Here is a 21,847-nt window from a genome sequence, read left to right on the forward strand (position 1 = left end):
GAATTTCTAATTGATAATTTTGTCGCGTACCCTTCGCTGGCAATTTGAACATTTTTGTCACAATTGCATAGGAATCACTACAAGGAGGGAACTGATGAGTTCATCAGCTTCAATAAAAAACAACTCGCCAAAGAAACCTATTTTTACCCGTTTTCTCGATGGTGTTGAATATTTGGGGAACCTATTACCCCACCCGATCACTCTTTTCGCAATCTTCTGTGTCGCTATTCTAGTTACTTCAGGTATCGCTGGATATTTTGATGTGTCTGTTATGGACCCTCGTCCAGAAGGTGCTCCAGGTCGTGCTGCTGACGGCATGATCTACGTTGTAAGCTTACTTAATGCTGAAGGCTTACAGCTCATTGTTACTAATCTAGTGACAAACTTTGTTGGCTTTGCGCCATTAGGTACCGTGCTTGTTGCAATGCTAGGTGTAGCGATTGCTGAGCACTCAGGTCTATTATCTGCGGCGATGCGTGGCATGGTAATGGGCGCATCTAAGCGCATGGTTACGGTAACCGTAGTTTTCGCAGGTATTATCTCTAACACGGCTTCAGAGCTTGGCTATGTAGTACTTATCCCGCTTGCAGCAATGCTTTTCCACTCTTTGGGTCGTCACCCATTAGCAGGTCTAGCGGCAGCATTTGCTGGTGTATCTGGTGGTTACTCTGCAAACCTTCTAATCGGTACGGTTGACCCGCTGCTTTCTGGTATTACTACAACAGCAGCACAAATGATTGACCCGACTTACAACGTTGGTCCTGAATCAAACTGGTACTTCATGTTTGTTTCTACTTTCTTCATCGCGATTACAGGTGCATTTGTAACTGAGAAGATTGTTGAACCAAAACTGGGTAAATACAACGACGAAGAAGCGTCTGAAGATTTATCAAATGATTCAATGGGCAAGCTAACAGACGTTGAGAAGAAAGGCCTTAAGTTTGCGGGTATCGCAGTGCTAGCGGTTTCAGCGCTTCTTGCTTGGACGATTGTTCCAGCTGATGGTGTTCTACGTTCAGCAGCAGGTACGGTTTCAGGTTCTCCATTCCTGAAAAGTATCGTAGCGTTCATCTTCGTATTCTTCGCAGTTCCTGGTTTTGTTTACGGTAAAGTTACCGGCACAATGAAAACAGACCGTGATGTAATCAATGCAATGTCTAAGTCTATGTCTTCAATGGGCATGTACATCGTACTTGTGTTCTTCGCTGCTCAGTTTGTTGCTTTCTTCAAGTGGACTAACTTCGGTCAAGTATTCGCAGTTGCAGGTGCTACTTTCCTACAGGATATCGGCCTAACGGGCCCAATGTTGTTCTTCGCATTCATCCTAATGTGTGGCTTCATTAACCTGATGATCGGTTCGGCTTCTGCTCAGTGGGCAGTAACAGCGCCAATCTTCGTTCCAATGCTAATGTTAGTAGGTTACGCACCTGAAACGATTCAAGCGGCTTACCGTATCGGTGATTCAACAACCAACATCATTACGCCAATGATGAGCTACTTTGGTCTTATCCTAGCTGTAGCGACGCGTTACATGAAGAACCTAGGTATCGGTACTCTGATTGCAACTATGCTTCCATACTCAATCGTATTCTTGGTTGGTTGGAGCTTAATGTTCTACGTTTGGGTATTCGTATTTGGCCTACCAGTAGGTCCAGGTGCTGCAACGTACTACACGCCTTAGTTGTAGAGTAGGGGAAACCTTCTTCTAATTGATATTAAAAAAACCTGCATTGTTTGCAGGTTTTTTGATTTTTTATGGAGAGATAGAACTAGGTTAAGCTCGGATGAGCCAGCTAGCGTTTGGCTAGAATTCTATCTAAGTGGTTGGCAAACTCACGACGGTCGGTTTGAGAAAGGGCACTTGGTCCACCCGTTTGGATGCCACTTGAGCGCATGGTATCCATAAAGTCACGAATGTTCAGACGCGCTTTAATGGTCTCTTTGGTGTAAAGCTCACCACGAGAGCTGAGTGCTTGCCCACCTTTAGTGATCACTTCGTCAGCCAGAGGGATATCGGATGTAATCACAAGATCGCCGGGTTCAGTGCGCTTTACGATTTCATCATCAGCAATATCAAACCCGCTTGGCACTTGAATTGAGTGAATGTTATTGCGTTTAGGAACGGGAACCAGATGGTTTGCCACAAAGGTACATTCAACCCCTGTGCGCTCAGCTGCGCGTACGATTGTTTCTCGGATAACCTTTGGACAAGCGTCCGCATCAACCCATATCTTCATAGTGTTCTATTTCTCTGTTAGCTTATTTATCGGTCAACTTATTGCTCAGTTGCCTTATTGATCAGTTAGTTTAGCTTCAAGCATGGCAACGCGAGCAGTGAGTTCAAGGATTTGCTTTTCCAGTTGGCTAACACGATCAAGTGCTGGCTCTTCTTGTGTCGCGACTTCAACTTTAGGAACACGATTTGCGCTTTTCCAGCTCTTGATGGTCGTGATTAAAGCGGGCATCGGAACGGATGTGCTCATACGAGCCTTAACTAAAGCAACTGTCGGCTCTTTCCCTTGCGCTTGCAGTCCTTCAAGCACTGATTTCAACTCTTCAGAAACATCTTTTGTCAGCATGTTGATCTCCACTTTTAGTCTTTAGTCATTTTACTCGCTCTGGTGAATGATAGCGAATCATAAAACCGCCCATGGCTTGTGAGAGATCTCTTACAAAGGTTGTGAGATAACACGAATACATCGCTAGAGAGATTGATGCGCACATGGTTAAGGTGTTGAATTTTAATTGTTTTATATAATTAACAACTTTCTTGAATTCAAAATGTGATGCAAATCTATTGTCCGAAATCCTAAATCGCGTAAATTAAACCTTGTCGGAAGGATTCTGACACGGAACAGGAAAGCACCAAGGATTTGGTTATCTTCAGGATGAAGATTTGGTTACTTAGGATTGAGTGATCAAGCATGGAGCGTAAGGACATTGTAGGGATACAGTCAGTTAACAGGAAGTTAGCTGCAACGGAATGACAATGGACACCTTTAGGATTAAAGGGTTGGATTAGCATCAGGACGATGTAAAGGACACCGCTCACGGAACAAGTGATGTGCGCTAACTAGGATTGTTAGCTTTCAGGATGATTGGACACCGCTAGGACGGCGAAGTAAAGGAAAGAGCTGAAGGATTACAGCCACTATTATGGATGATGCATGGAGCATTAATTAGTAGCCGGACTGCTGCGAGTAAGACCCTAGCCCTGACACTTCGGTGTCGGGGCTTTTCTTTTCCTAAGGCTTTTTCTCTATCTAGGGGCTCTCTTTAATTCAGGAGCTTTTATCTAAGCACGCGACATCTGCTTTTCTGCTAATGGTCAACACAAGGAGTGTTTTATGACGATAGCAACCTCAAGAACGCTGTTGGTACCTTATACCGAGCAGTTAGAACATGACTTTATCAAGTTGAATTGCTGCCCCATCAATCGTGCTGAAATGAACGGGCCGCATTCTATTGCCTCTGCAAAACACCTATTTCAAGAAATACTGAACGACAACGTTGGTTTTTGCCGAGCCATTATCCACAACCAAACCCGCGAATACCTCGGGCATTTGTTTGTTTCGTCTGAAGAAGGGAAGCATGAACTGGGATTTATTCTAGACAAGGAGTTTTGGAATCAAGGCCTTGCTAGTGAAGTGCTAAAACCTTTCTTTAGTTTGGTTTGTTTTGAAGAACACCTAACGAATGTTGTCGCGACCGTTAATGTTGGTCATAACCCATCAATTAAGTTACTTGAAAAGTTAGGCTTTGCATTTAAAGAGACCAAACAAGATCAGTTTGGCCCTTATCATGAATATAGTTATACCGCGTATTGCGACGTTACATTCTATGAGGCTGTAGCTCAAACCGCATAGAACGGAAGCCCACCATGGTCAGTTTCCCTTGGTACAGGTCATCACCTAACGCTGAAAACTCAAATTGATACACGGTGTGCCAGCGCCAAATGGTGGTGAGCTCATGGCGCATCTTAAGTTTATGACCACTAAAGGCAACACTTAATAGCTGTAAGTCGAGCTCTTTACATTTTCTCGCAATGGCAGCTTTCGCAAGCTCGGATTGCCTGCGCTGTTGCCAAAACAGAAAGCAAAAGAAGCACAGCATCAAAATAGCCAATAAGTTATCTATCATTTAATCCATACTTCCTTTTATCTCTCTATTCCGTTCGTGATTTGAGCTTTTTGTTATGAGCTACTGAGCTGTTCTGTCTGGTATCTATTGCGACTTAGCCGCTTGTTGTAATTCTACAAGTGCATTGGCGAGTTCTGGTGATGGGTTCGAGTTCAATAATGGTAAAAATACCATTCTCAGTGTCGGAATCATCACTAAATCTGCAAATAACTGATTGAACAAGTTTTGGTTGCCCGTTTGTGCGAGACGCAGCAAGAACTGCTCAGCAATCGCAGGATCTTGCAGTGCGTGCCAGCTGCGACCAGCCAAACCAATCAATACTTCTTGGTGGCTTAAGCGCGGGCTAGCCAGAACTTGGTTAATTACGGCGTTGGTTGTGCTTTGCTCTGCGCCAGAAAGGGCACGTACCAGTGCTGACAGTAAGAACAGATCTGGCTCTTGACTGTTAATCTCATTCTCTGCCATTTCTTGTAAGCGTTGAGCGAGCTTGTCATTGATTTGCGTATGCTCAAGCGCCCCGAGAGTCGCGTATAGAGGTTCTGAAGGCAGCTTATTCAATGCTTTGCGAATCGCGACACCATTTTGTTGGCTGCCTAAACGAGCACACATATCAGTGATGCCTTGTAGGCCAACGGTTTTCCAGTTGTCCCAGCCTAGATCGCCTGTGAAGTAGTGTTGAGCGTGTTCGTAGTATTGGCTCGTTGCAAGGTCTAAACCTGCTCTTACTTGGCTATGGAACACGGCCATTTTGTCTTCTGAAGGCTTGAAGGTATATGGGTTGTTTGACAGCTTTTGTTGTTGCTCTTCGCTGATCTCACCGTTCAAACGTGTGCCCATCGCTTCGATAACAAACTTAAGGAAATTGCCGACATCACCTTGATGTAATAGGCCTCTTTCGTCCAGTTTGAATTTTAGGAACCAGATCCAAGGTTGCTTGTGTTCGTTCCAGTAACTAATCGCTAAGTGAGCTTGTTTCTGAAGTGGAAATGGGTACGGCTGTTTCCCTTGCTCAACATCAGAGAATAAGGTGTTGTCGATCTTCTGAATACGGCGACCTAGGTCGTAGATATCGTACTGGCAACCGCTATTCTTTAGTAACTGAGTGAGCGTGTGAATCGTTTCCATAGTAATAAAGCTCCTAACTTTCTTTCCTAAATAGATGGTACTCTATGCCCCAATTTCAAGGTCACTAGATAAATAACTTGGTGAAAAATGACAGCAGCCACAAAGTTACCTCTTTTACTTCAACAATTAGAAGAACAAATGCGCCAATGTTCGCTATGGAGCACGCTTCCGCCTTCGGATGAAGCTCTGGCGAGCGTTGAACCTTTCGGGATTGATTCGTTACAACCGGAAGAGTGGTTGCAGTGGATCTTTATCGTTAAGATCAACGCAATGATGGATGCCCAAATGAGCCTACCGAAAGGCTTTGCTATCCATCCTTATTTTGGTGAAGTGTGGAAAAATGAGGCAGACAAAGTCGAACTGCTAGTGACAATTCAGAGCATTGATGAGGTATGTGCGTAATGTTAGAGATCATTTATCAAGATGAGTACTTTGTCGCGGTGAATAAGCCCGCTGGCATGCTAGTGCATCGTTCATGGTTGGATAAACACGAAACGCAATTTGTTATGCAGACATTGCGCGATCAAATTGGTCAGCATGTATTTCCATTACACCGCTTAGACAGACCGACATCGGGTGTGTTGGTGTTTGCGTTGTCGAGTGAGGTTGCTTCACAGGTGATGCCAATGTTCGCTAATCATGAGATGCAAAAAACCTATCATGCGATTGTCCGTGGTTGGATAGAAGAGGGCGATACGCTCGATTATGCACTTAAGGTTGAGCTGGATAAGATCGCAGATAAGTTCGCGAAAGAAGACAAAGAAGCGCAAGAGGCAGTGACAGTCTATGAACCGCTAGCAAAAGTAGAAGTGCCATATTCAACAGGACGCTTTCCTACGAGCCGCTACTGCTTGGTTGAGATGATGCCAAAGACAGGTCGCAAACATCAGCTGCGTCGTCACATGGCTCATCTAAGACATCCGATTGTCGGTGATACTTCACATGGTGATGGTAAGCACAATCGACTGTTCCGTGATGATTTAGATTCGCATCGTTTGTTGTTGCACGCTTCTGAGCTTCGCTTTATCCATCCTTTCACAAAAGAAGAGTTGGTGATGAAGGCCAACCTTGATGAAACTTGGCTAAGGTTGTTTGAAACCTTTGAGTGGGATACTAACTTAATCGATGCTCAAACTTGCTTGTCTAAGTAAGTCTCGCGTGTTTAGGCAATCTCCAGTCTAAGTGAATAGAGAAAATAGAATAAAAAACAAAGGGCTGATAGTGATATCAGCCCTTTTTGTATCTGTATAACCTTAACGGCATAACTAATGTTGGTTAGTTAACAGTAATAGTTAGTCGCGGGATCATTTTAGCTTTTCTAGATCAGCTTCGATCTCAGCGATCTTGCTTGATACCACTTTCTCTAGATGGCGTAAGTCGGTAAGGATCTTCTGCTTCACATCCACCTCAGCCGTTGGAGTCGGTTTGGTGATTTTGTTGAGTTCATCAATCACAAGAGTGAGGTTGCGGTTAATCTCTGTCACTTCTTTGTATTGATTATTGCCACCGCTAACAAGCACACTTTTTACTTGTCGTGGGTACTTAAATTTAACGCTTTTCGCGAACAGTTCCCCTTTCTGCTTACGAAAGTAAATCTTCAGGATATCTTTGTGCGCTTCTTGGCGAAGGGAGTAACGTTCAATCTGTTTAGGTTCGTGGATACCTAAGCCAGTGAGGTTTGGATACATAAGCGACCTCTAGGTTATGAATGTAATACTTTTATGTAATTGACTTGATCAATGTAGCAGCCTAACGACGAGCTAGATAGTTGATATCTGTGAATTGATTGTAAGTTGTGGGCAAGATCGCTCTCTATCTTTGCCCACACTTATTTGGCTATTAAAGCTGTTCCTAGAGCTAAACTTGTTTCCTAGTCATAACTTACTTCTAGCACTAAATTAGCTTTCTAAGGTGCGAGTTCTGAAACATGCTCAGTTAACCTTTCTCTTAGCGCTTGTTCCTGTTCTTCAGACAGTCTGCCTCCCGCATCACTGGTCAGAATAAACAAATCTTCAGCTCTCTCACCTATCGTGGTGATTTTCGCACCGTGCAAGTTGATGTCTAATTCTGCAAAGGTTGCACCGACTTGAGCCAATAACCCCGGCGTATCAAGAGCTCTTAACTCCATCAAGGTACGTTTCTTGCTCTTGGTTGGTAGGAACTCAACTAAGGTTTTGACCTTAAAGTGTTGCAAGTTACGTGGCGTGCGACGCGTCTTAATCTTAGTCGGGCGGCCATCAGTCAATACATGAGTCAGATGTTTAGCAACGGCTTTGTGTCTTGCTTCATCAATCGCTTCGCCGTGCTGGTCTAGTACGATAAAGGTATCCAAAACATGACCATCTTTGCTAACCATGACCTGCGCGTCATGAACGTTAAAGTTACGTCTGTCGAGTTCGGCAACCACGGTCGCAAACAGTGCTGCTTGGTCTTTACAATAAACGAACACTTCTGTGCCACCGCGCGTCGCTTTCTTACTGATCAGCACTAACGGTTGGCTTGGGTCTTCTAGGCGAAGTAAGTGCTCACAGTGCCAAGCGATTTGTTTATGTGTGTGACGCAAGAAATAATCGGCCTTAAAGCGTTGCCACAACACTTCAATCTCACGAGCGGTGAAGCCTTCTTTACGCAGCAGTGCTGATGCCAGTTGTTGGTTGTGACGAATACGGTCTCTGACATCGACAGGGTTTTCCAAGCCGCGGCGCAGTGCTCGCTGCGTTGAGTGGAACAGCTCAGCTAACAGGGTTCGTTTCCAACTGTTCCATAGCTCAGGGTTAGTCGCACAGATATCGGCAACGGTTAAACAAACCAGTAGCTCGAGTGATTCTTCATCACGCACTTTTTTGGCGAATTCGGTGATCACATCTGGGTCGTAGATATCACGACGTTGAGCCGTTACTGACATCAATAGGTGATTTTGTACCAACCACGCGACTTGTTTGGCTTCAGGCTTCGATAGCCCGTGTTCAATACAGAAAGAGTAAGCCTCAACCGCACCTATCTCAGAGTGGTCTCCGCCGCGGCCTTTGCCGATGTCATGGAAGATAGCGGCAAGGATCAGCAACTCTTTCTTCTGTACTCGAGGATAGACTTCACAGCAGATAGGGTGCTTATCGTGGTTTTCGATTTGACCAAAGCGGTTGATGTGCTTGAGCAGGCGGATACTGTGCTCATCCACGGTGTAAACATGGAATAGGTCAAACTGCATCTGACCAACGATCTGGCTCCACTGCGGTAAGTACGCAGAGATCACGCCCAATTTGTGCATTAAGCTAAAGGCTTTGTGCAGGGCATTAGGGTGGCGAACTAGATCCATGAACTTGTCACGAGCTTCAGGAATGGTATGCAGGAATCGGTTCAATCGACGGCGTGCCGTACGCAGTTGTCGCAATGTTGGTGGACTTACCCCTTCGATAGTCGAGTCATTGGCGATATGGATGAACATATCGAGAATGGTTTCTGGTCTTGCTTGGAATAGGGCAGGCTTGCGCGCTTCGATCAACGAACCTCGACGTTGGAAATCACTATCGAGAATTTCAGCGTCTTGGGTTTGACCGCCATTGATGATCGCTTGATCGAACAGCTTAAGCAGCATCTTATTCAGTTCAGCAACACGACGAAGGGTTCGGTAGAACTCTTTCATCATCATCTCAACACCACGGTTTCCTTCACCCGTATAACCCAGATGTTCAGCGACTTGAGCTTGATGCGCGAACGTTAAACGGTTGTCGTAACGGCGCAGTTCAATATGCAATGCAAAGCGAACACGCCATAAAAAATCTTGGCACTCAACGAGCTCACGATATTCAGCATCGGTCAGAAAGCCGTATTTGCTCATCTCTAACAAAGAGGTCGCGCCGAAGTGGCGACGCGCAACCCAGCTCAGGGTATGGATGTCTCTGAGCCCTCCCGGAGTCGATTTGATGTCCGGTTCTAAATTATAGGTGGTGTCGTGGTAGCGAGCATGACGCTCTCTCTGTTCTTGAATCTTGGCTTTGTAAAACGTCTCACTTGGCCAAAATGAATCGGAATGAATATTCAGTTTTAGTTCTTGGAAAGTGTCTTCACTACCACATAACAATCGCGACTCTTGTAGGTTGGTCGCGACGGTTAAATCATCGGTGCCGATATCGAGACACTCAGTAATAGTTCGCACAGCATGGCCAACTTCGAGCTTTAAATCCCAAAGTAGAGTAATGAATTGACTGACCTTTTCACCAAGAGCTGGTGGTAGTGTTTTTTGCGAGACAATGAGAATATCAATGTCAGACAAAGGATGCAGTTCGCCACGACCATAACCACCCACTGCGACAAGTGAAATATGAGGCAGTTTGTTGAATCCGAAATTTTCCCACAAACGATTGAGAAGTAAATCCATGTATTCGGAGCGCAGTAGAACCAAATCGGTGACGGGATGGTGGTTCAGAAATTCATTTTTTTGATACTGCGTGAAGATCTCGAGCTGATTTTTTAATTCGCAGATTTCAATTTGTTCGTCATTGAACGTAAGAGGGCATTGATAAGGCATAGTCTGCTATCCGTGCAAGCAAATGAGAATAGTAAACAATTTAACAGAAGCTGATGGAAAATCGAAATTGAGTGGATAAAAAATATCCTCGACAATGCGAGGATATTTTTAAAAGGCTGATGCGCTCAGTTCGGTGAACTAAGCGTTCTTCATGATACGTGGGATTGTATCATCGCTGCGCAGTGTTAGTACTTCACAACCAGTATCAGTTACAACCAGAGTGTGCTCCCATTGAGCCGAGTTCTTGCTGTCTGCTGTGTATACTGTCCAGCTATCTTCGTCATCAAGACGACAGCCAAACTTACCCGCGTTGATCATTGGCTCGATAGTGAAGCACATGCCTGCTTTTAGCACGGTGCGATCGCTGTTCTTGTAGTGAACTACTTGTGGATCTTCGTGGAATTCAGAACCAATGCCGTGACCACAGTAATCTTTAACAATAGAGAACTTAGCGCGTGGGTTGTTCTTGTTGTTTGTTTTGATGTACTTCTCGATAGCAGTACCGATTTGACCAAGTTGAACACCTGGCTTAACTTGGCGCATGCCTTCGTAAAGTGCTTCTTGAGCAACCATGCACAGACGCTTGTTTGCAGGTGAAACCTCACCCACTAGGAACATCTTAGAGGTGTCACCGTGGTAGCCTTGAGGGCGAGTACTAAGATCGGCATTTGCGTCATCAGGGATGATAACTGTGATATCAACGTTCAGAATGTCGCCATCTTTGAGTACCGCAGGTTTGAATTGACCTGTGCTACCCGTCTCGTCTTGTGACGCGGGAATGCCGTGACACACAATATGATTGATAGACGTACAGATAGACTTAGGGAAACCGTGGTAATCGAGTGGTGCTGAGTATGCGCCTCTTTCTAGAGCGTACTCGTGACAGATTTTGTTCAGTTCTTCTGTCGTTGTACCTACTTGGATGTGAGGTTCAATCATCTCTAGAATTTCAGCGGCCAGTTTGCCGGCAACGCGCATTTTTTCGATTTCTTCAGCAGTTTTAATTTTTACAGCCATTGCATATCTCTTAATTTGGTAGCACCTAAGTGTGCATATTGGGGCTATTCTATCAGTGCAGCATTTTAGCGCAACATTACCATGTCCGTACAATATTGGTGGATACTGCTCAATCTGAGTGGATAATGTTCGGTTTAATGGTGCAGAACCTGCTTGATATAGACACTATTTTTTAGAGAAAATTTACCTTTAGAGATCAGTATAGCAGTCGCCATTTTTAGAATTTTTTCTAGCCATAGATAGACAAAATATGGTATAAAGCGCGCCGGACATCAGGACTGTTTTCTCCAATTGGCGAAACAAGCTTTATGTCCACTAACTTATTTCTTTAAATCACACACATTCCGACACATGTTCCGGGGTGCCTCAACAACACAGATAACGGCTGAAAAGTGGTTAGTTGTTAGGGGTCGGATTCATGGGGGATGTGGAGGCCTAACCCCATAGAGGATTTTAAAATGGCAACTGTATCAATGCGCGATATGCTTAAAGCTGGTGTTCACTTCGGTCACCAAACTCGTTACTGGAACCCAAAAATGAAGCCATTCATCTTTGGTGCTCGTAACAAAGTACATATCATCAACCTAGAAAAAACTGTACCAATGTTCAACGAAGCTCTAGCAGAAATCGCTAAAGTTGGTGAGAAGAAAGGTAAAGTTCTTTTCGTTGGTACTAAGCGCGCTGCATCTGAAGCTGTTAAAGAAGCTGCTGTAAACAGCAACCAGTTCTACGTTAACAACCGCTGGTTAGGCGGTATGCTAACGAACTACAAAACTGTTCGTCAGTCTATCAAGCGTCTGAAAGAACTTGAAGCGCAAGCTCAAGACGGTACTTTCGACAAGCTAACTAAGAAAGAAGCTCTAATGCGCACTCGTGAAATGGAGAAGCTAGAGAAGTCTCTTGGTGGTATCAAGAACATGGGCGGCCTACCAGACGCTCTATTCGTAATCGATGCTGATCACGAACACATCGCAGTTAAAGAAGCAAACAACCTAGGTATCCCAGTTTACGCTGTAGTTGATACTAACTCTAACCCAGACGGCGTTGACTTCGTTATCCCAGGTAACGACGATGCAATCCGTGCAGTACAGCTTTACCTAAACGCTGCTGCAGACGCGGTTAAAGAAGGTCGTAACAAAGACGTTGCTGCTGTAGCTGCTGAAAAAGATGGTTTTGTAGAAGCTGAATAATAGCGGCTCTGAATCACGCTTGGCTTAGCTAATATAGATTTTGAAATCTTTATTAAATGTAAGCTAAGTTATAGTTAGATCGGGGGCCTCATTTTGGCCCCTGATTTTTACCTTATTTTCGAATCAACCGAGGAATAGAGAATGGCAACTGTAACTGCTGCTCTAGTTAAAGAACTTCGCGAGCGCACTGGCGCTGGCATGATGGAATGTAAGAAAGCGCTTGTAGAAGCAAACGCTGACATCGAACTAGCAATTGAAAACATGCGTAAATCTGGCGCAGCGAAAGCAGCTAAGAAAGCTGGTAACGTTGCTGCTGAAGGCGCAATCATCATCAAAGAAGAGAACGGTGTAGCTGTTCTTCTTGAAGTTAACTGCCAAACTGACTTCGTAGCAAAAGATGCTAGCTTCACTGCGTTTGCAGAAGAAGTTGCAGCTGCAGCCGTAGCTTCTAAAGCTTCTGTAGAAGAGCTACAAGCACAGTTCGAAGAAACTCGCGTTGCTCTAGTTGCTAAAATCGGCGAAAACATCAACATCCGTCGCGTAGCTTACGTTGAAGGTGCTGCACTAGCTTCTTACCGTCACGGTGAGAAAATCGGTGTTGTTGTAGCTGGTGAAGGCGAAGCTGAAACTCTTAAGCACGTTGCTATGCACGTTGCTGCTTCTCGTCCTGAGTTTGTTAACCCAGAAGACGTACCAGCAGACGTAGTTGCTAAAGAGAAAGAAGTTCAAGTTGAAATCGCTATGAACGAAGGCAAGCCTCAAGAGATCGCTGAGAAAATGGTTATCGGCCGTATGAAGAAATTCACGGGCGAAATCTCTCTAACTGGTCAAGCTTTCATCATGGAACCTAAGAAAACTGTTGGCGAAATCCTTAAAGAAAAAGGCGCTGCAGTATCTAACTTCGTACGTCTAGAAGTTGGTGAAGGTATCGAGAAAGCTGCTGAAATGAGCTTCGCTGACGAAGTTGCAGCGGTACAAAAAGGTTAATCCTTAGCGTATTGTTTGAAAAAAGACCGTGGCAAATGCTGCGGTCTTTTTATGAATAGTGAACTATTTTTGAAGGCAACGTTAGTGGTTATGAATGCAAACTGACTTACTCAGTTTTTATCCATGACTGTTAATCATCAACTCTTTGGAAGGTAAACTCCATGACTACGAACCCTAAACCAGTGTATCAACGTATTCTGTTAAAACTTAGCGGTGAAGCGCTACAAGGCGAAGAAGGTTTTGGTATTGACCCAACGATCCTTGATCGTATGGCTCAAGAAGTAAAAGAATTGGTTGAACTAGGCGTTCAAGTTGGTGTTGTTATCGGTGGCGGTAACTTGTTCCGTGGTGCTGGTCTTGCTGAAGCTGGCATGAACCGCGTTGTTGGTGACCACATGGGTATGCTTGCAACGGTAATGAACGGCCTTGCAATGCGTGACGCTCTTCACCGTGCTTACGTAAACGCACGTGTAATGTCTGCAATCCCTCTTAAAGGTGTGTGTGACGACTACAACTGGGCAGATGCAATCAGCCAACTACGTCAAGGTCGCGTTGTGATCTTCTCTGCTGGTACGGGTAACCCATTCTTCACTACGGATTCTGCTGCATGTCTACGTGGTATCGAAATCGAAGCTGACGTAGTTCTAAAAGCGACAAAAGTAGATGGTGTATTTACTTCTGACCCTGTAGCAAACCCAGACGCAGAGTTGTATGATACGTTGTCTTACAACACGGTTCTTGATAAAGAACTTAAAGTAATGGACTTGGCTGCATTTACGCTAGCACGTGATCACAAAATGCCAATCCGTGTATTTAACATGAATAAACCAGGCGCACTACGTCGCGTGGTTATGGGTGAAACTGAAGGTACATTAATCAGCGACGCTGACTAATTTTTCGGGCTTACTGAGGTGTTGTACCTTGGTAAGCTTATCCTTATCACTCCAAATAAAAAGCTTTCTTGAAGAAAGAACATAATCAAGGTGAAATTGTGATTAACGAAATCAAAAAAGACGCTCAAGAGCGCATGGTAAAAAGTGTTGATGCACTAAAAAACAGCCTGCAAAAGATTCGTACAGGCCGTGCGCACCCGAGCCTACTTTCTGGTCTTACTGTTGAGTACTACGGTGCTCCAACGCCTTTGACTCAAGTAGCTAACGTTATCGCTGAAGATGCACGTACACTAGCTATTACAGTGTTTGATAAAACACTGACTCCTCTAGTTGAAAAAGCAATCCTGACATCTGACCTAGGCCTAAACCCTATGTCTGCTGGTACGGTTATCCGTGTTCCACTTCCACCGCTAACGGAAGAGCGTCGTAAAGACCTAGTTAAAATCGTTCGTGGCGAAGCTGAAGGTGGCCGTGTTGCTATCCGTAACATCCGTCGTGACGCGAATGGCGATCTAAAAGCACTTCTTAAAGATAAAGAAATCTCTGAAGATGAAGATCGTAAAGCACAAGACGAAATTCAAAAGCTAACTGACGCTGCGGTTAAGAACGTAGACGAAGTTCTAGCTGTTAAAGAAAAAGAGTTGATGGAAGTTTAATTTTCCATATTCTTTTCTTTCCGGAAAAACGCTGTACTCACGGTGCAGCGTTTTTTTATGCTACTCTGTTCGACTATTAGAATTTGATTCACTCTTTTATGCATAATTCTCAAGCGTTCACAGACTCTCTTCCTAAACACATTGCTATCATTATGGATGGTAATGGTCGCTGGGCAAAAGCTCAGGGCAAGCCTCGCGTCTTTGGCCATAAAAACGGTGTTCAAGCCGTTCGTAAAACTATCTCTTCTGCAGCCAGACTTGGCATTAAAGCCGTTACTCTTTTTGCATTTAGTAGCGAAAACTGGCGTCGTCCTGAAGAAGAAGTCGGTATCTTGATGGAACTGTTTATTTCAGTGCTGTCGAGTGAAGTTAAAAAGCTTCATAAAAATAATCTACAACTTCGTGTTATTGGTGATAAAAGTCGTTTCAATGATCGACTACAAAAGAAGATAGAAGAAGCGGAAGCTTTGACTAGCACCAATACGGGTATGGTTATTAATATTGCAGCTAACTACGGCGGTAAGTGGGATATTCAGCAAGCAATGACCTCTATTGCTCAACAGGTAAAGTCTGGTGATATTAATGTAGATGACATTGATGAAGCTATGATTACACAGCACCTGACAATGGCAGATATTCCTGAAGTCGATCTACTTATCCGTACCAGTGGCGAATGCCGCATTAGTAATTTTATGCTTTGGCAGTTGGCTTACGCCGAAATGTATTTCACTGAACAATTCTGGCCAGACTTTAATGAAGACAGCTTAGTAGAAGCTGTGACTTGGTTTGTTAACCGTGAGCGTCGTTTTGGATGCACCGGTGAGCAAATTAAAGCTCTGATGGACAGTTAATAAGGATTTTTTGGTTTGAAACAACGAATTATTACGGCGTTGATTTTAGCTCCCCTAGTTATTCTAGGTATTTTCGAGTTATCACTTCCTACATTTATTCTTTCACTAGCGGTAATCTCGCTATTGGGTTTTTGGGAGTGGACTCAGTTTGTTGAAAGCAAATCACGTTATGTAGCGTTGATTCCAACGGTTGTGGTAAGTGCTGCAAGTTTTGCTTTTATCCCTTTTGATGCATTTAGCCTTAATAACTTGTCTACTGCTCACTACGCCATTCTAACGATTGGCTCGATTTGGTGGGTAATCGCGAGTGGCATGGCGGTGACTTATCCTAAGTCTATGCCTGCATGGAAAGACTCTTCTCTTCTTCGTCACGCCTTTGGTGTGCTGACTCTGCTGCCATTCTTCTGGAGTGTGGTTATCCTGCGTGCTAACGGTATCGATGCTGATCCTTACCACGGTGCTAAACTGGTGATGTTTGTTTGCTTGCTTGTTTGGGCTGCAGATAGCGGCGCATACTTTTCAGGAAAGAGTTTTGGTAAGCGTAAAATGGCACCAGCGGTAAGCCCTAATAAGACGATTGAAGGTCTTATCGGTGGCATTGTTACTGCGGTGATCGTGGCTTGGATCTTTGCTGACTTGTTTGACATCCAATTCACAAGCCCACTTCACATGATTGTTATTACCCTTGTGACCGTTGTTATTTCTGTTCTAGGTGACCTTGTTGAAAGCATGTTTAAGCGTGTTTCTGGGGTGAAAGACAGCAGTAATCTGATTCCTGGTCATGGTGGTATACTAGATAGAATAGATAGCTTAACGGCTGCATTCCCTGTCTTTGCTCTGCTTTATTTAGCATTCTAATAAAAAAGGGCAGTGATTCTGCCCTTTATTACATTTCTACGGTCATATGTGATGCGAAATCTAACTATCCTTGGCGCTACCGGCTCAATTGGTGCAAGTACACTAAAAGTCGTTGAGCAAAACCCAGATCTCTATTCGGTCGTGGCACTGGCTGCAGGCTCGAATGTTGAAAAGATGCTGGCGTTAGTTGAAAAGTGGCAACCAAGCTATGTTGCTATGGCTTGCTCTGATGCAGCGTCTCAACTGACTGAAGTGTTGTCCGTGAGTTACCCTAACGTAAAAGTACTTTCAGGCACTGAAGGCATGTGTCAGGTTGCTTCTCTAGAGGAAGTGGACACGGTAATGGCCGCGATTGTTGGTGCCGCTGGTTTACTTCCTACTATGTCTGCGGTTAAAGCGGGCAAGCGTATCTTGCTTGCAAACAAAGAAGCTTTGGTGATGTCTGGGCAGTTGTTTATCGACGCCGTGGAAAAATACGGTGCAGAGCTGCTTCCTGTCGATAGCGAGCATAATGCTATTTTCCAATGCCTTCCGCAGAACGTACAAACTAACCTAGGCCGCTGTAACCTTGAAGAAAACGGCATTAACCATATTCTTCTGACTGGTTCTGGTGGTCCTTTCCGTTATACCGATGTGGCTGAACTCGAATCAGTGACTCCTGAACGCGCAATTGCACACCCTAACTGGTCTATGGGGCCTAAGATCTCTGTCGATTCTGCGACTATGATGAATAAAGGGCTAGAGTACATTGAAGCGAAATGGCTATTTAATGCTTCTCAGGAGCAGTTAAAGGTCATCATTCACCCGCAGTCTGTGATTCACTCGATGGTTCAGTACAAGGATGGCTCTGTGCTTGCTCAAATGGGCGAACCAGATATGGCAACGCCAATCGCTTTGACGATGTCTTACCCTAATCGTACCGAGGCGGGTGTTAAGCCTTTAGACTTTACTAAAGTGGGTGAGCTTACCTTCTTAGAACCAGATTTCAGTCGTTACCCGTGTTTGAGGTTAGCGATTGAAGCGTGCTACTTAGGTCAGCATGCGACAACAGCCATTAATGCAGCAAACGAGATCGCGGTCGATGCTTTCTTGAACAATCAGGTGAAGTTTACCGATATTGCTGTCATTAACGAACACGTTATGAGCAAAGTATGTGAACAACATAACTCTGAGGGCTTAGATAGCTTGGAAAGCCTTCTCGAGCTCGATAATATGTCTCGTCAAATAGCCATTCAATTTATTAAAGAGCAGCTAGCATGAGTGGAATTCTGTGGAACTTCGCATCTTTTATCGTAGCGCTTGGCATTCTGGTTGCTGTTCATGAGTTTGGACACTTCTGGGTCGCTCGTCGTTGTGGTGTGAAAGTTGAAAAATTCTCGATTGGTTTTGGTAAATCGATCTGGAGCAAAGTAGGCCGAGATGGTACGGAATACAGCTTGTCCGTGATTCCATTGGGCGGTTACGTAAAAATGCTCGACGGTCGTGTCGATGACCTATCAGAAGATGAGCAGCAGTACGCGTTTGATAAAAAGCCATTGTGGAAGCGAACCGCGATTGTTGGCGCTGGACCAGCGTTTAACTTCATCTTTGCTGTGTTTGCATATTGGTTAGTATTTTTGATTGGCGTACCCGCGGTTAAGCCCGTGATTGGTGAAGTCACTCCACAATCTATTGCTGCACAAGCCGGAATTGAAACTGGAATGGAACTTAAATCTATTTCAGGAATCAAAACCGCAGATTGGGAATCAGTCAATATGGGGTTGATATCGCACATTGGTGATCAATCCATGACAGTGACGGTTGCTTCTCAAGACGACATCGGCTTTGAGCAACAAATGACATTGGATATTTCAGACTGGTCGTTCAACCCAGAAACTGAATCTGCAATGACAACGCTGGGCTTTAGACCGTATTCTCCAGAGATATCGACCGTACTGGCTCAAATCATTGATGATGGCGCTGCATACGATGCAGGTCTTGAAGCTGGCGATAAAATTGTTGAGATTAACGGGCAACCTATTGAACAGTGGCAGTCGGTTGTTGAGTTAATTCGTGCTAATCCAATGACATCATTGGACTTGGTCGTATTGCGAAATGGTGCCGAGCAGTCATTGGTTATGACGCCAAAAAGCCGCGAGCTTTCTGATGGTTCGACAATCGGCTATGCAGGTATTGCTCCGGAAGTCGCAGAATGGCCAGAAGATTATCGCTTTGAGTTACAATTTGGTGTAATTGAGTCTGTAGGAAAAGCATTTGATAAAACAGGTCAAATCATTGGATTGACACTGACAATGCTTAAGAAGCTCATCGTTGGTGATGTTGGCTTAAACAACTTGAGTGGCCCTATTTCAATCGCTAAAGGTGCAGGTACAACCGCCGATTATGGTCTGGTTTACTTCTTGGGCTTTTTGGCTCTGATTAGTGTTAACTTAGGGATTATTAATTTGGTTCCGCTGCCTATGCTTGATGGCGGACATTTGCTGTTTTTCGCTATTGAGGCCGTTACTCGTAAACCGGTACCTGAGAAAGTTCAGGAAATGGGATACAGAGTGGGAGGGGCAATCCTCTTCTCATTGATGGCTCTGGCAATATTTAACGATTTTACTCGTCTGTGAATGGTTTCTCACAGGCATTGGTAGTAGCAAGGAATAATTAGAATAAGTATGGCGATTAAGCAAATTCTGTTCGCAAGTCTATTGGCCACTAGTGTGGCTGCGAACGGAGCACAAAACTTTGTAGTTCAAGATATCAAGATCGAAGGTTTACAGCGTGTTGCACTTGGTGCAGCTCTACTGAAAATGCCAGTACGTATTGGCGATGAAGTGGATGAAAGCGATGTGTCTGAGATCATTCGTGCATTGTATGCTTCGGGCAACTTTGAGGACGTTAAAGTACTTCGTGATGAAGGTGTATTGATTGTTCAAGTTCAAGAACGACCGACCATCGCAAGCATCTCATTCTCTGGTAATAAAGCGATTAAAGAAGAACAGCTTCAGCAGAACCTAGATGCGTCTGGTGTTCGTGAAGGTGAAGCCCTTGACCGTACTACGCTGAGTAACATTGAAAAAGGCCTTGAAGATTTTTACTACAGTGTTGGTAAGTACAACGCGACAGTAAAAGCGGTTGTGACACCTCTGCCACGTAACCGTTCTGACCTTAAGTTTGTGTTTACTGAGGGCGTATCCGCTAAGATTCAGCAAATCAACTTTATCGGTAATGAAGTCTTCTCTGACTCTGAACTGCTTAGTCGTTTCAATCTGAATGTTGATGTTGCATGGTGGAATTTCCTTGCGGATGAAAAATACCAAAAGCAAGTATTAGCCGGTGATATCGAAGCGCTGAAATCTTACTACCTTGACCGTGGTTACCTTAAGTTTAAGGTTGACTCTACGCAGGTGGCGATCTCTCCAGACAAAAAAGGTGTTTACATCACGCTTGGCCTCGATGAAGGCGAAGCCTACACCGTTAAAGATGTCTCTTTCCGTGGTGAATTAATCGGTCGTGAGGCTGACTTCGAAGCGTTAGTGCCATTCGAAGACGGCGATACGTACAACGGTTCTTCGGTAACGTCTTTGGAAGAGAACGTAAAACGAATTCTTGGTGAATCTGGCTACGCGTACCCACAAGTTCGCACGATTCCTGAATTTGACGATGAGACCAAAGAAGTGTCGTTGGTTATCAATGTAGAAGCGGGCAGCCGTATCTATGTTCGTGATATTCGATTCACGGGTAACAACTCAACGAAAGACGAAGTACTGCGTCGTGAAATGCGTCAAATGGAAGGCAGCTGGCTTAACTCTAAGTCCATTGATACCGGTAAGAGCCGTCTTAACCGTTTAGGTTTCTTTGAAACGGTTGATGTACAAACAGTGCGTGTTCCTGGCAGTGAAGACCAAGTTGATTTGGTTTACAACGTTAAGGAAGCGAACTCAGGCAGTATCAACTTTGGTGTCGGCTACGGTACTGAATCTGGTGTGAGTTTCCAAGTTGGCCTGCAACAAGACAACTTTGCGGGCTCTGGTAACCGTGTTGGCGTAAGTGCCATGATGAACGATTACCAAAAAAACGTGAGCTTAGACTACCGTGACCCATACTGGAACCTGGATGGTGTGAGCTTAGGCGGTAAGATCTTCTACAACGAATTTGAAGCCTCTGAAGCGGGCATCGTCGACTATACCAACCAAAGTTATGGTACGAGCTTAACCTGGGGTTTCCCTATGGATGAGCTGAACCGCATTGAGTTCGGTGTTGGCTATACGCACAACAAGATCGGTAACGTACCGACTTATATCCAGGTTGAACAGTTTGCGAGAAGTATCGACCAATACGGTGATGAGCACATCTTAACCGATGACTTCGATATCAATATTTCATGGACGCGTAACAATTTGAACCGTGGTTTCTTCCCAACTGAGGGTAACCACCAACGTGCTTTCGCTAAAATGACGGTACCAGGCTCTGATGCTCAGTACTTCAAAATGCAGTACGATGTAAAACATTACATCCCGCTGACCAAAAAGCATGAGTTCACACTATTGATGCGCGGCCGATTAGGCTATGGTAATGGTTATGGTCAAACAGATGGTAACGATAACTTGTTCCCATTCTACGAGAACTACTACGCAGGTGGTTTTACAACCCTACGTGGTTTTGGCTCTAACTCAGCTGGCCCGAAAGCCGTTTACGGCAGCAGCACAGGTAATAACCCAACCTATGATACCGCTACTGATGATTCAGTGGGTGGTAACGCGGTTGCCTTAGCAAGCTTAGAGTTAATTGTACCAACGCCGTTTGCTTCTGATGAAGCGCGCAGCCAAATTCGTACCAGTGTCTTCTTCGATATGGCAAGTGTATGGGATACCGAGTTCGTAGACCGTGGCGCACCTAACAGTGGCGGCCAGTACTACTACGATTACTCTGATCCAACAAATTACCGTTCATCTTATGGTGCAGCCCTTCAATGGATGTCACCGATGGGCCCACTGGTTTTCTCTCTAGCTAAACCAATTAAAGTTTACGAAGGTGATGATGAGGAATTCTTCACATTCACCATTGGTAGAACTTTCTAATATTTAAAGGACAATATTTTGAAAAATATGATTAAAGCAGCAGGTTTAGGCCTTGTAGTTCTTAGCTCTTCTTTCTTTGCAACAGCTGCTGAAGCTGCGCAAAAAGTGGGTTATGTAAACACTGCACAAGTATTCCAGGCTCTACCTCAGCGTGAAGTTGTTCTTCAAAAAATGCAGGAAGAGTTCAAAGACAAAGCAGCTGAGCTACAGAGCATTCAAGCTGAAGCTAAAACCAAGATTGAAAAGCTTAAGCGTGATGGCGAGCTACTAGGTCCTGACGAAGTTGAGAAGCTACGTATCGAAGTAGGCCAACTAGACAGCAAGTACAAAATCAAAGCTCAAGCACTAGAAAAAGCAAGCCAACGTCGTGAAGCACAAGAGAAGCAGAAGCTATTCAAAGTGATTCAAGATGCTGTAACGAAAGTTGCAGAGAAAGAAGGCTACGACATGATCGTTGATATTCAAGCTCTGCAATACGGCAAGCCAGAATACAACATCTCTGAGAAAGTAATTAAAGCACTGAAATAAGTTTT

At 44.5% G+C, this 21,847-nt stretch carries 21 protein-coding genes; 14 read left to right on the forward strand and 7 right to left on the reverse strand.

What is annotated here, in order from left to right; genetic code table 11:
• The first annotated feature begins 94 nt into the window (after nt 1–94).
• On the forward strand, nt 95–1,681 hold the full coding sequence (locus F0229_RS06715; protein WP_017066391.1) for an AbgT family transporter: 1,587 nt from the start codon (nt 95–97) through the stop codon (nt 1,679–1,681).
• Nucleotides 1,682–1,793: 112 nt separating this feature from the next.
• On the opposite strand, the gene F0229_RS06720 is transcribed toward F0229_RS06715, so the two are convergent.
• Together F0229_RS06720 and F0229_RS06725 are read right to left on the reverse strand one after the other, a co-directional pair.
• The gene (locus F0229_RS06720; RefSeq protein WP_017063355.1) at nt 1,794–2,237 is read right to left on the reverse strand and encodes a YaiI/YqxD family protein; all 444 of its coding nucleotides are present in this window, start codon (nt 2,235–2,237) and stop codon (nt 1,794–1,796) included.
• Nucleotides 2,238–2,291: 54 nt separating this feature from the next.
• Nucleotides 2,292–2,579 (reverse strand): hypothetical protein, encoded by a 288-nt coding sequence (locus tag F0229_RS06725; protein WP_017069390.1) that lies wholly within the window; start codon nt 2,577–2,579, stop codon nt 2,292–2,294.
• A gap of 768 nt (nt 2,580–3,347) precedes the next feature.
• Here F0229_RS06725 and F0229_RS06730 point away from each other — a divergent pair.
• On the forward strand, nt 3,348–3,866 hold the full coding sequence (locus F0229_RS06730) for a GNAT family N-acetyltransferase (RefSeq protein ID WP_017060749.1): 519 nt from the start codon (nt 3,348–3,350) through the stop codon (nt 3,864–3,866).
• On the opposite strand, the gene F0229_RS06735 is transcribed toward F0229_RS06730, so the two are convergent.
• Together F0229_RS06735 and F0229_RS06740 are read right to left on the reverse strand one after the other, a co-directional pair.
• Nucleotides 3,832–4,140 (reverse strand): DUF3301 domain-containing protein, encoded by a 309-nt coding sequence (locus F0229_RS06735; RefSeq protein ID WP_017060748.1) that lies wholly within the window; start codon nt 4,138–4,140, stop codon nt 3,832–3,834. The genes F0229_RS06730 and F0229_RS06735 overlap by 35 nt on opposite strands.
• Before the next feature lie 84 nt (nt 4,141–4,224).
• Nucleotides 4,225–5,265: a DUF3549 family protein gene (locus F0229_RS06740; protein ID WP_017060747.1), complete on the reverse strand. Its 1,041-nt coding sequence runs from the start codon at nt 5,263–5,265 to the stop codon at nt 4,225–4,227.
• A gap of 87 nt (nt 5,266–5,352) precedes the next feature.
• Between F0229_RS06740 and F0229_RS06745 the strand changes: the two genes are divergently transcribed.
• Both F0229_RS06745 and truC read left to right on the forward strand, forming a co-directional pair.
• Entirely contained in the window at nt 5,353–5,667 is a 315-nt protein-coding gene (locus tag F0229_RS06745) for a YqcC family protein (RefSeq protein WP_017063358.1), read from the forward strand.
• Entirely contained in the window at nt 5,667–6,416 is a 750-nt protein-coding gene (gene truC / locus F0229_RS06750) for a tRNA pseudouridine(65) synthase TruC (RefSeq protein WP_017060745.1), read from the forward strand. Before F0229_RS06745 ends, truC begins: the two co-directional genes overlap by 1 nt.
• 153 nt (nt 6,417–6,569) lie before the next feature.
• Here truC and F0229_RS06755 read toward each other — a convergent pair whose 3' ends face one another.
• The 3 genes from F0229_RS06755 to map all read right to left on the reverse strand — a co-directional run bounded on the left by F0229_RS06755 (nt 6,570) and on the right by map (nt 10,810).
• Nucleotides 6,570–6,953: a DUF3461 family protein gene (locus F0229_RS06755; RefSeq protein ID WP_004734354.1), complete on the reverse strand. Its 384-nt coding sequence runs from the start codon at nt 6,951–6,953 to the stop codon at nt 6,570–6,572.
• 218 nt (nt 6,954–7,171) lie between these two features.
• Nucleotides 7,172–9,793: a bifunctional uridylyltransferase/uridylyl-removing protein GlnD gene (gene glnD / locus F0229_RS06760; RefSeq protein ID WP_171732506.1), complete on the reverse strand. Its 2,622-nt coding sequence runs from the start codon at nt 9,791–9,793 to the stop codon at nt 7,172–7,174.
• A gap of 138 nt (nt 9,794–9,931) precedes the next feature.
• Complete coding sequence (gene map / locus F0229_RS06765; protein ID WP_102333429.1) at nt 9,932–10,810, reverse strand: type I methionyl aminopeptidase; 879 nt, start codon at nt 10,808–10,810, stop codon at nt 9,932–9,934.
• Nucleotides 10,811–11,268: 458 nt separating this feature from the next.
• Here map and rpsB point away from each other — a divergent pair, with 458 nt between their 5' ends.
• The 10 genes from rpsB to F0229_RS06815 all read left to right on the forward strand — a co-directional run bounded on the left by rpsB (nt 11,269) and on the right by F0229_RS06815 (nt 21,842).
• The gene (gene rpsB / locus F0229_RS06770; protein ID WP_032546326.1) at nt 11,269–12,000 is read left to right on the forward strand and encodes a 30S ribosomal protein S2; all 732 of its coding nucleotides are present in this window, start codon (nt 11,269–11,271) and stop codon (nt 11,998–12,000) included.
• Between the two features lie 141 nt (nt 12,001–12,141).
• Nucleotides 12,142–12,987: a translation elongation factor Ts gene (gene tsf, locus F0229_RS06775; RefSeq protein WP_017063361.1), complete on the forward strand. Its 846-nt coding sequence runs from the start codon at nt 12,142–12,144 to the stop codon at nt 12,985–12,987.
• Between the two features lie 161 nt (nt 12,988–13,148).
• The gene (gene pyrH, locus F0229_RS06780; protein WP_017060742.1) at nt 13,149–13,880 is read left to right on the forward strand and encodes a UMP kinase; all 732 of its coding nucleotides are present in this window, start codon (nt 13,149–13,151) and stop codon (nt 13,878–13,880) included.
• A 98-nt stretch (nt 13,881–13,978) separates the two neighbouring features.
• The gene (frr, locus tag F0229_RS06785) at nt 13,979–14,536 is read left to right on the forward strand and encodes a ribosome recycling factor (RefSeq protein ID WP_017060741.1); all 558 of its coding nucleotides are present in this window, start codon (nt 13,979–13,981) and stop codon (nt 14,534–14,536) included.
• Between the two features lie 98 nt (nt 14,537–14,634).
• Nucleotides 14,635–15,387 carry an isoprenyl transferase gene (locus F0229_RS06790; RefSeq protein ID WP_017063364.1) on the forward strand — a complete coding sequence of 251 codons (753 nt, stop codon included), beginning with the start codon at nt 14,635–14,637 and terminating at the stop codon, nt 15,385–15,387.
• A gap of 15 nt (nt 15,388–15,402) precedes the next feature.
• Nucleotides 15,403–16,245 carry a phosphatidate cytidylyltransferase gene (locus F0229_RS06795; RefSeq protein WP_102333430.1) on the forward strand — a complete coding sequence of 281 codons (843 nt, stop codon included), beginning with the start codon at nt 15,403–15,405 and terminating at the stop codon, nt 16,243–16,245.
• Nucleotides 16,246–16,296: 51 nt separating this feature from the next.
• A complete protein-coding gene (ispC, locus tag F0229_RS06800; protein WP_017060737.1) occupies nt 16,297–17,505 on the forward strand; it encodes a 1-deoxy-D-xylulose-5-phosphate reductoisomerase in 1,209 nt (402 codons plus the stop codon).
• On the forward strand, nt 17,502–18,860 hold the full coding sequence (rseP, locus tag F0229_RS06805) for a sigma E protease regulator RseP (RefSeq protein ID WP_017066403.1): 1,359 nt from the start codon (nt 17,502–17,504) through the stop codon (nt 18,858–18,860). The genes ispC and rseP overlap by 4 nt, the downstream gene beginning before the upstream one ends.
• Before the next feature lie 48 nt (nt 18,861–18,908).
• Nucleotides 18,909–21,314: an outer membrane protein assembly factor BamA gene (gene bamA, locus F0229_RS06810; protein ID WP_017069384.1), complete on the forward strand. Its 2,406-nt coding sequence runs from the start codon at nt 18,909–18,911 to the stop codon at nt 21,312–21,314.
• 27 nt (nt 21,315–21,341) lie between these two features.
• Nucleotides 21,342–21,842, forward strand: a complete 501-nt coding sequence (locus tag F0229_RS06815; protein WP_017056311.1) for an OmpH family outer membrane protein — start codon at nt 21,342–21,344, stop codon at nt 21,840–21,842.
• Nucleotides 21,843–21,847: the final 5 nt, after the last annotated feature.

The organism is Vibrio sp. AIC-3 (assembly GCF_013114515.1).
GTDB lineage: Bacteria > Pseudomonadota > Gammaproteobacteria > Enterobacterales > Vibrionaceae > Vibrio > Vibrio crassostreae_C.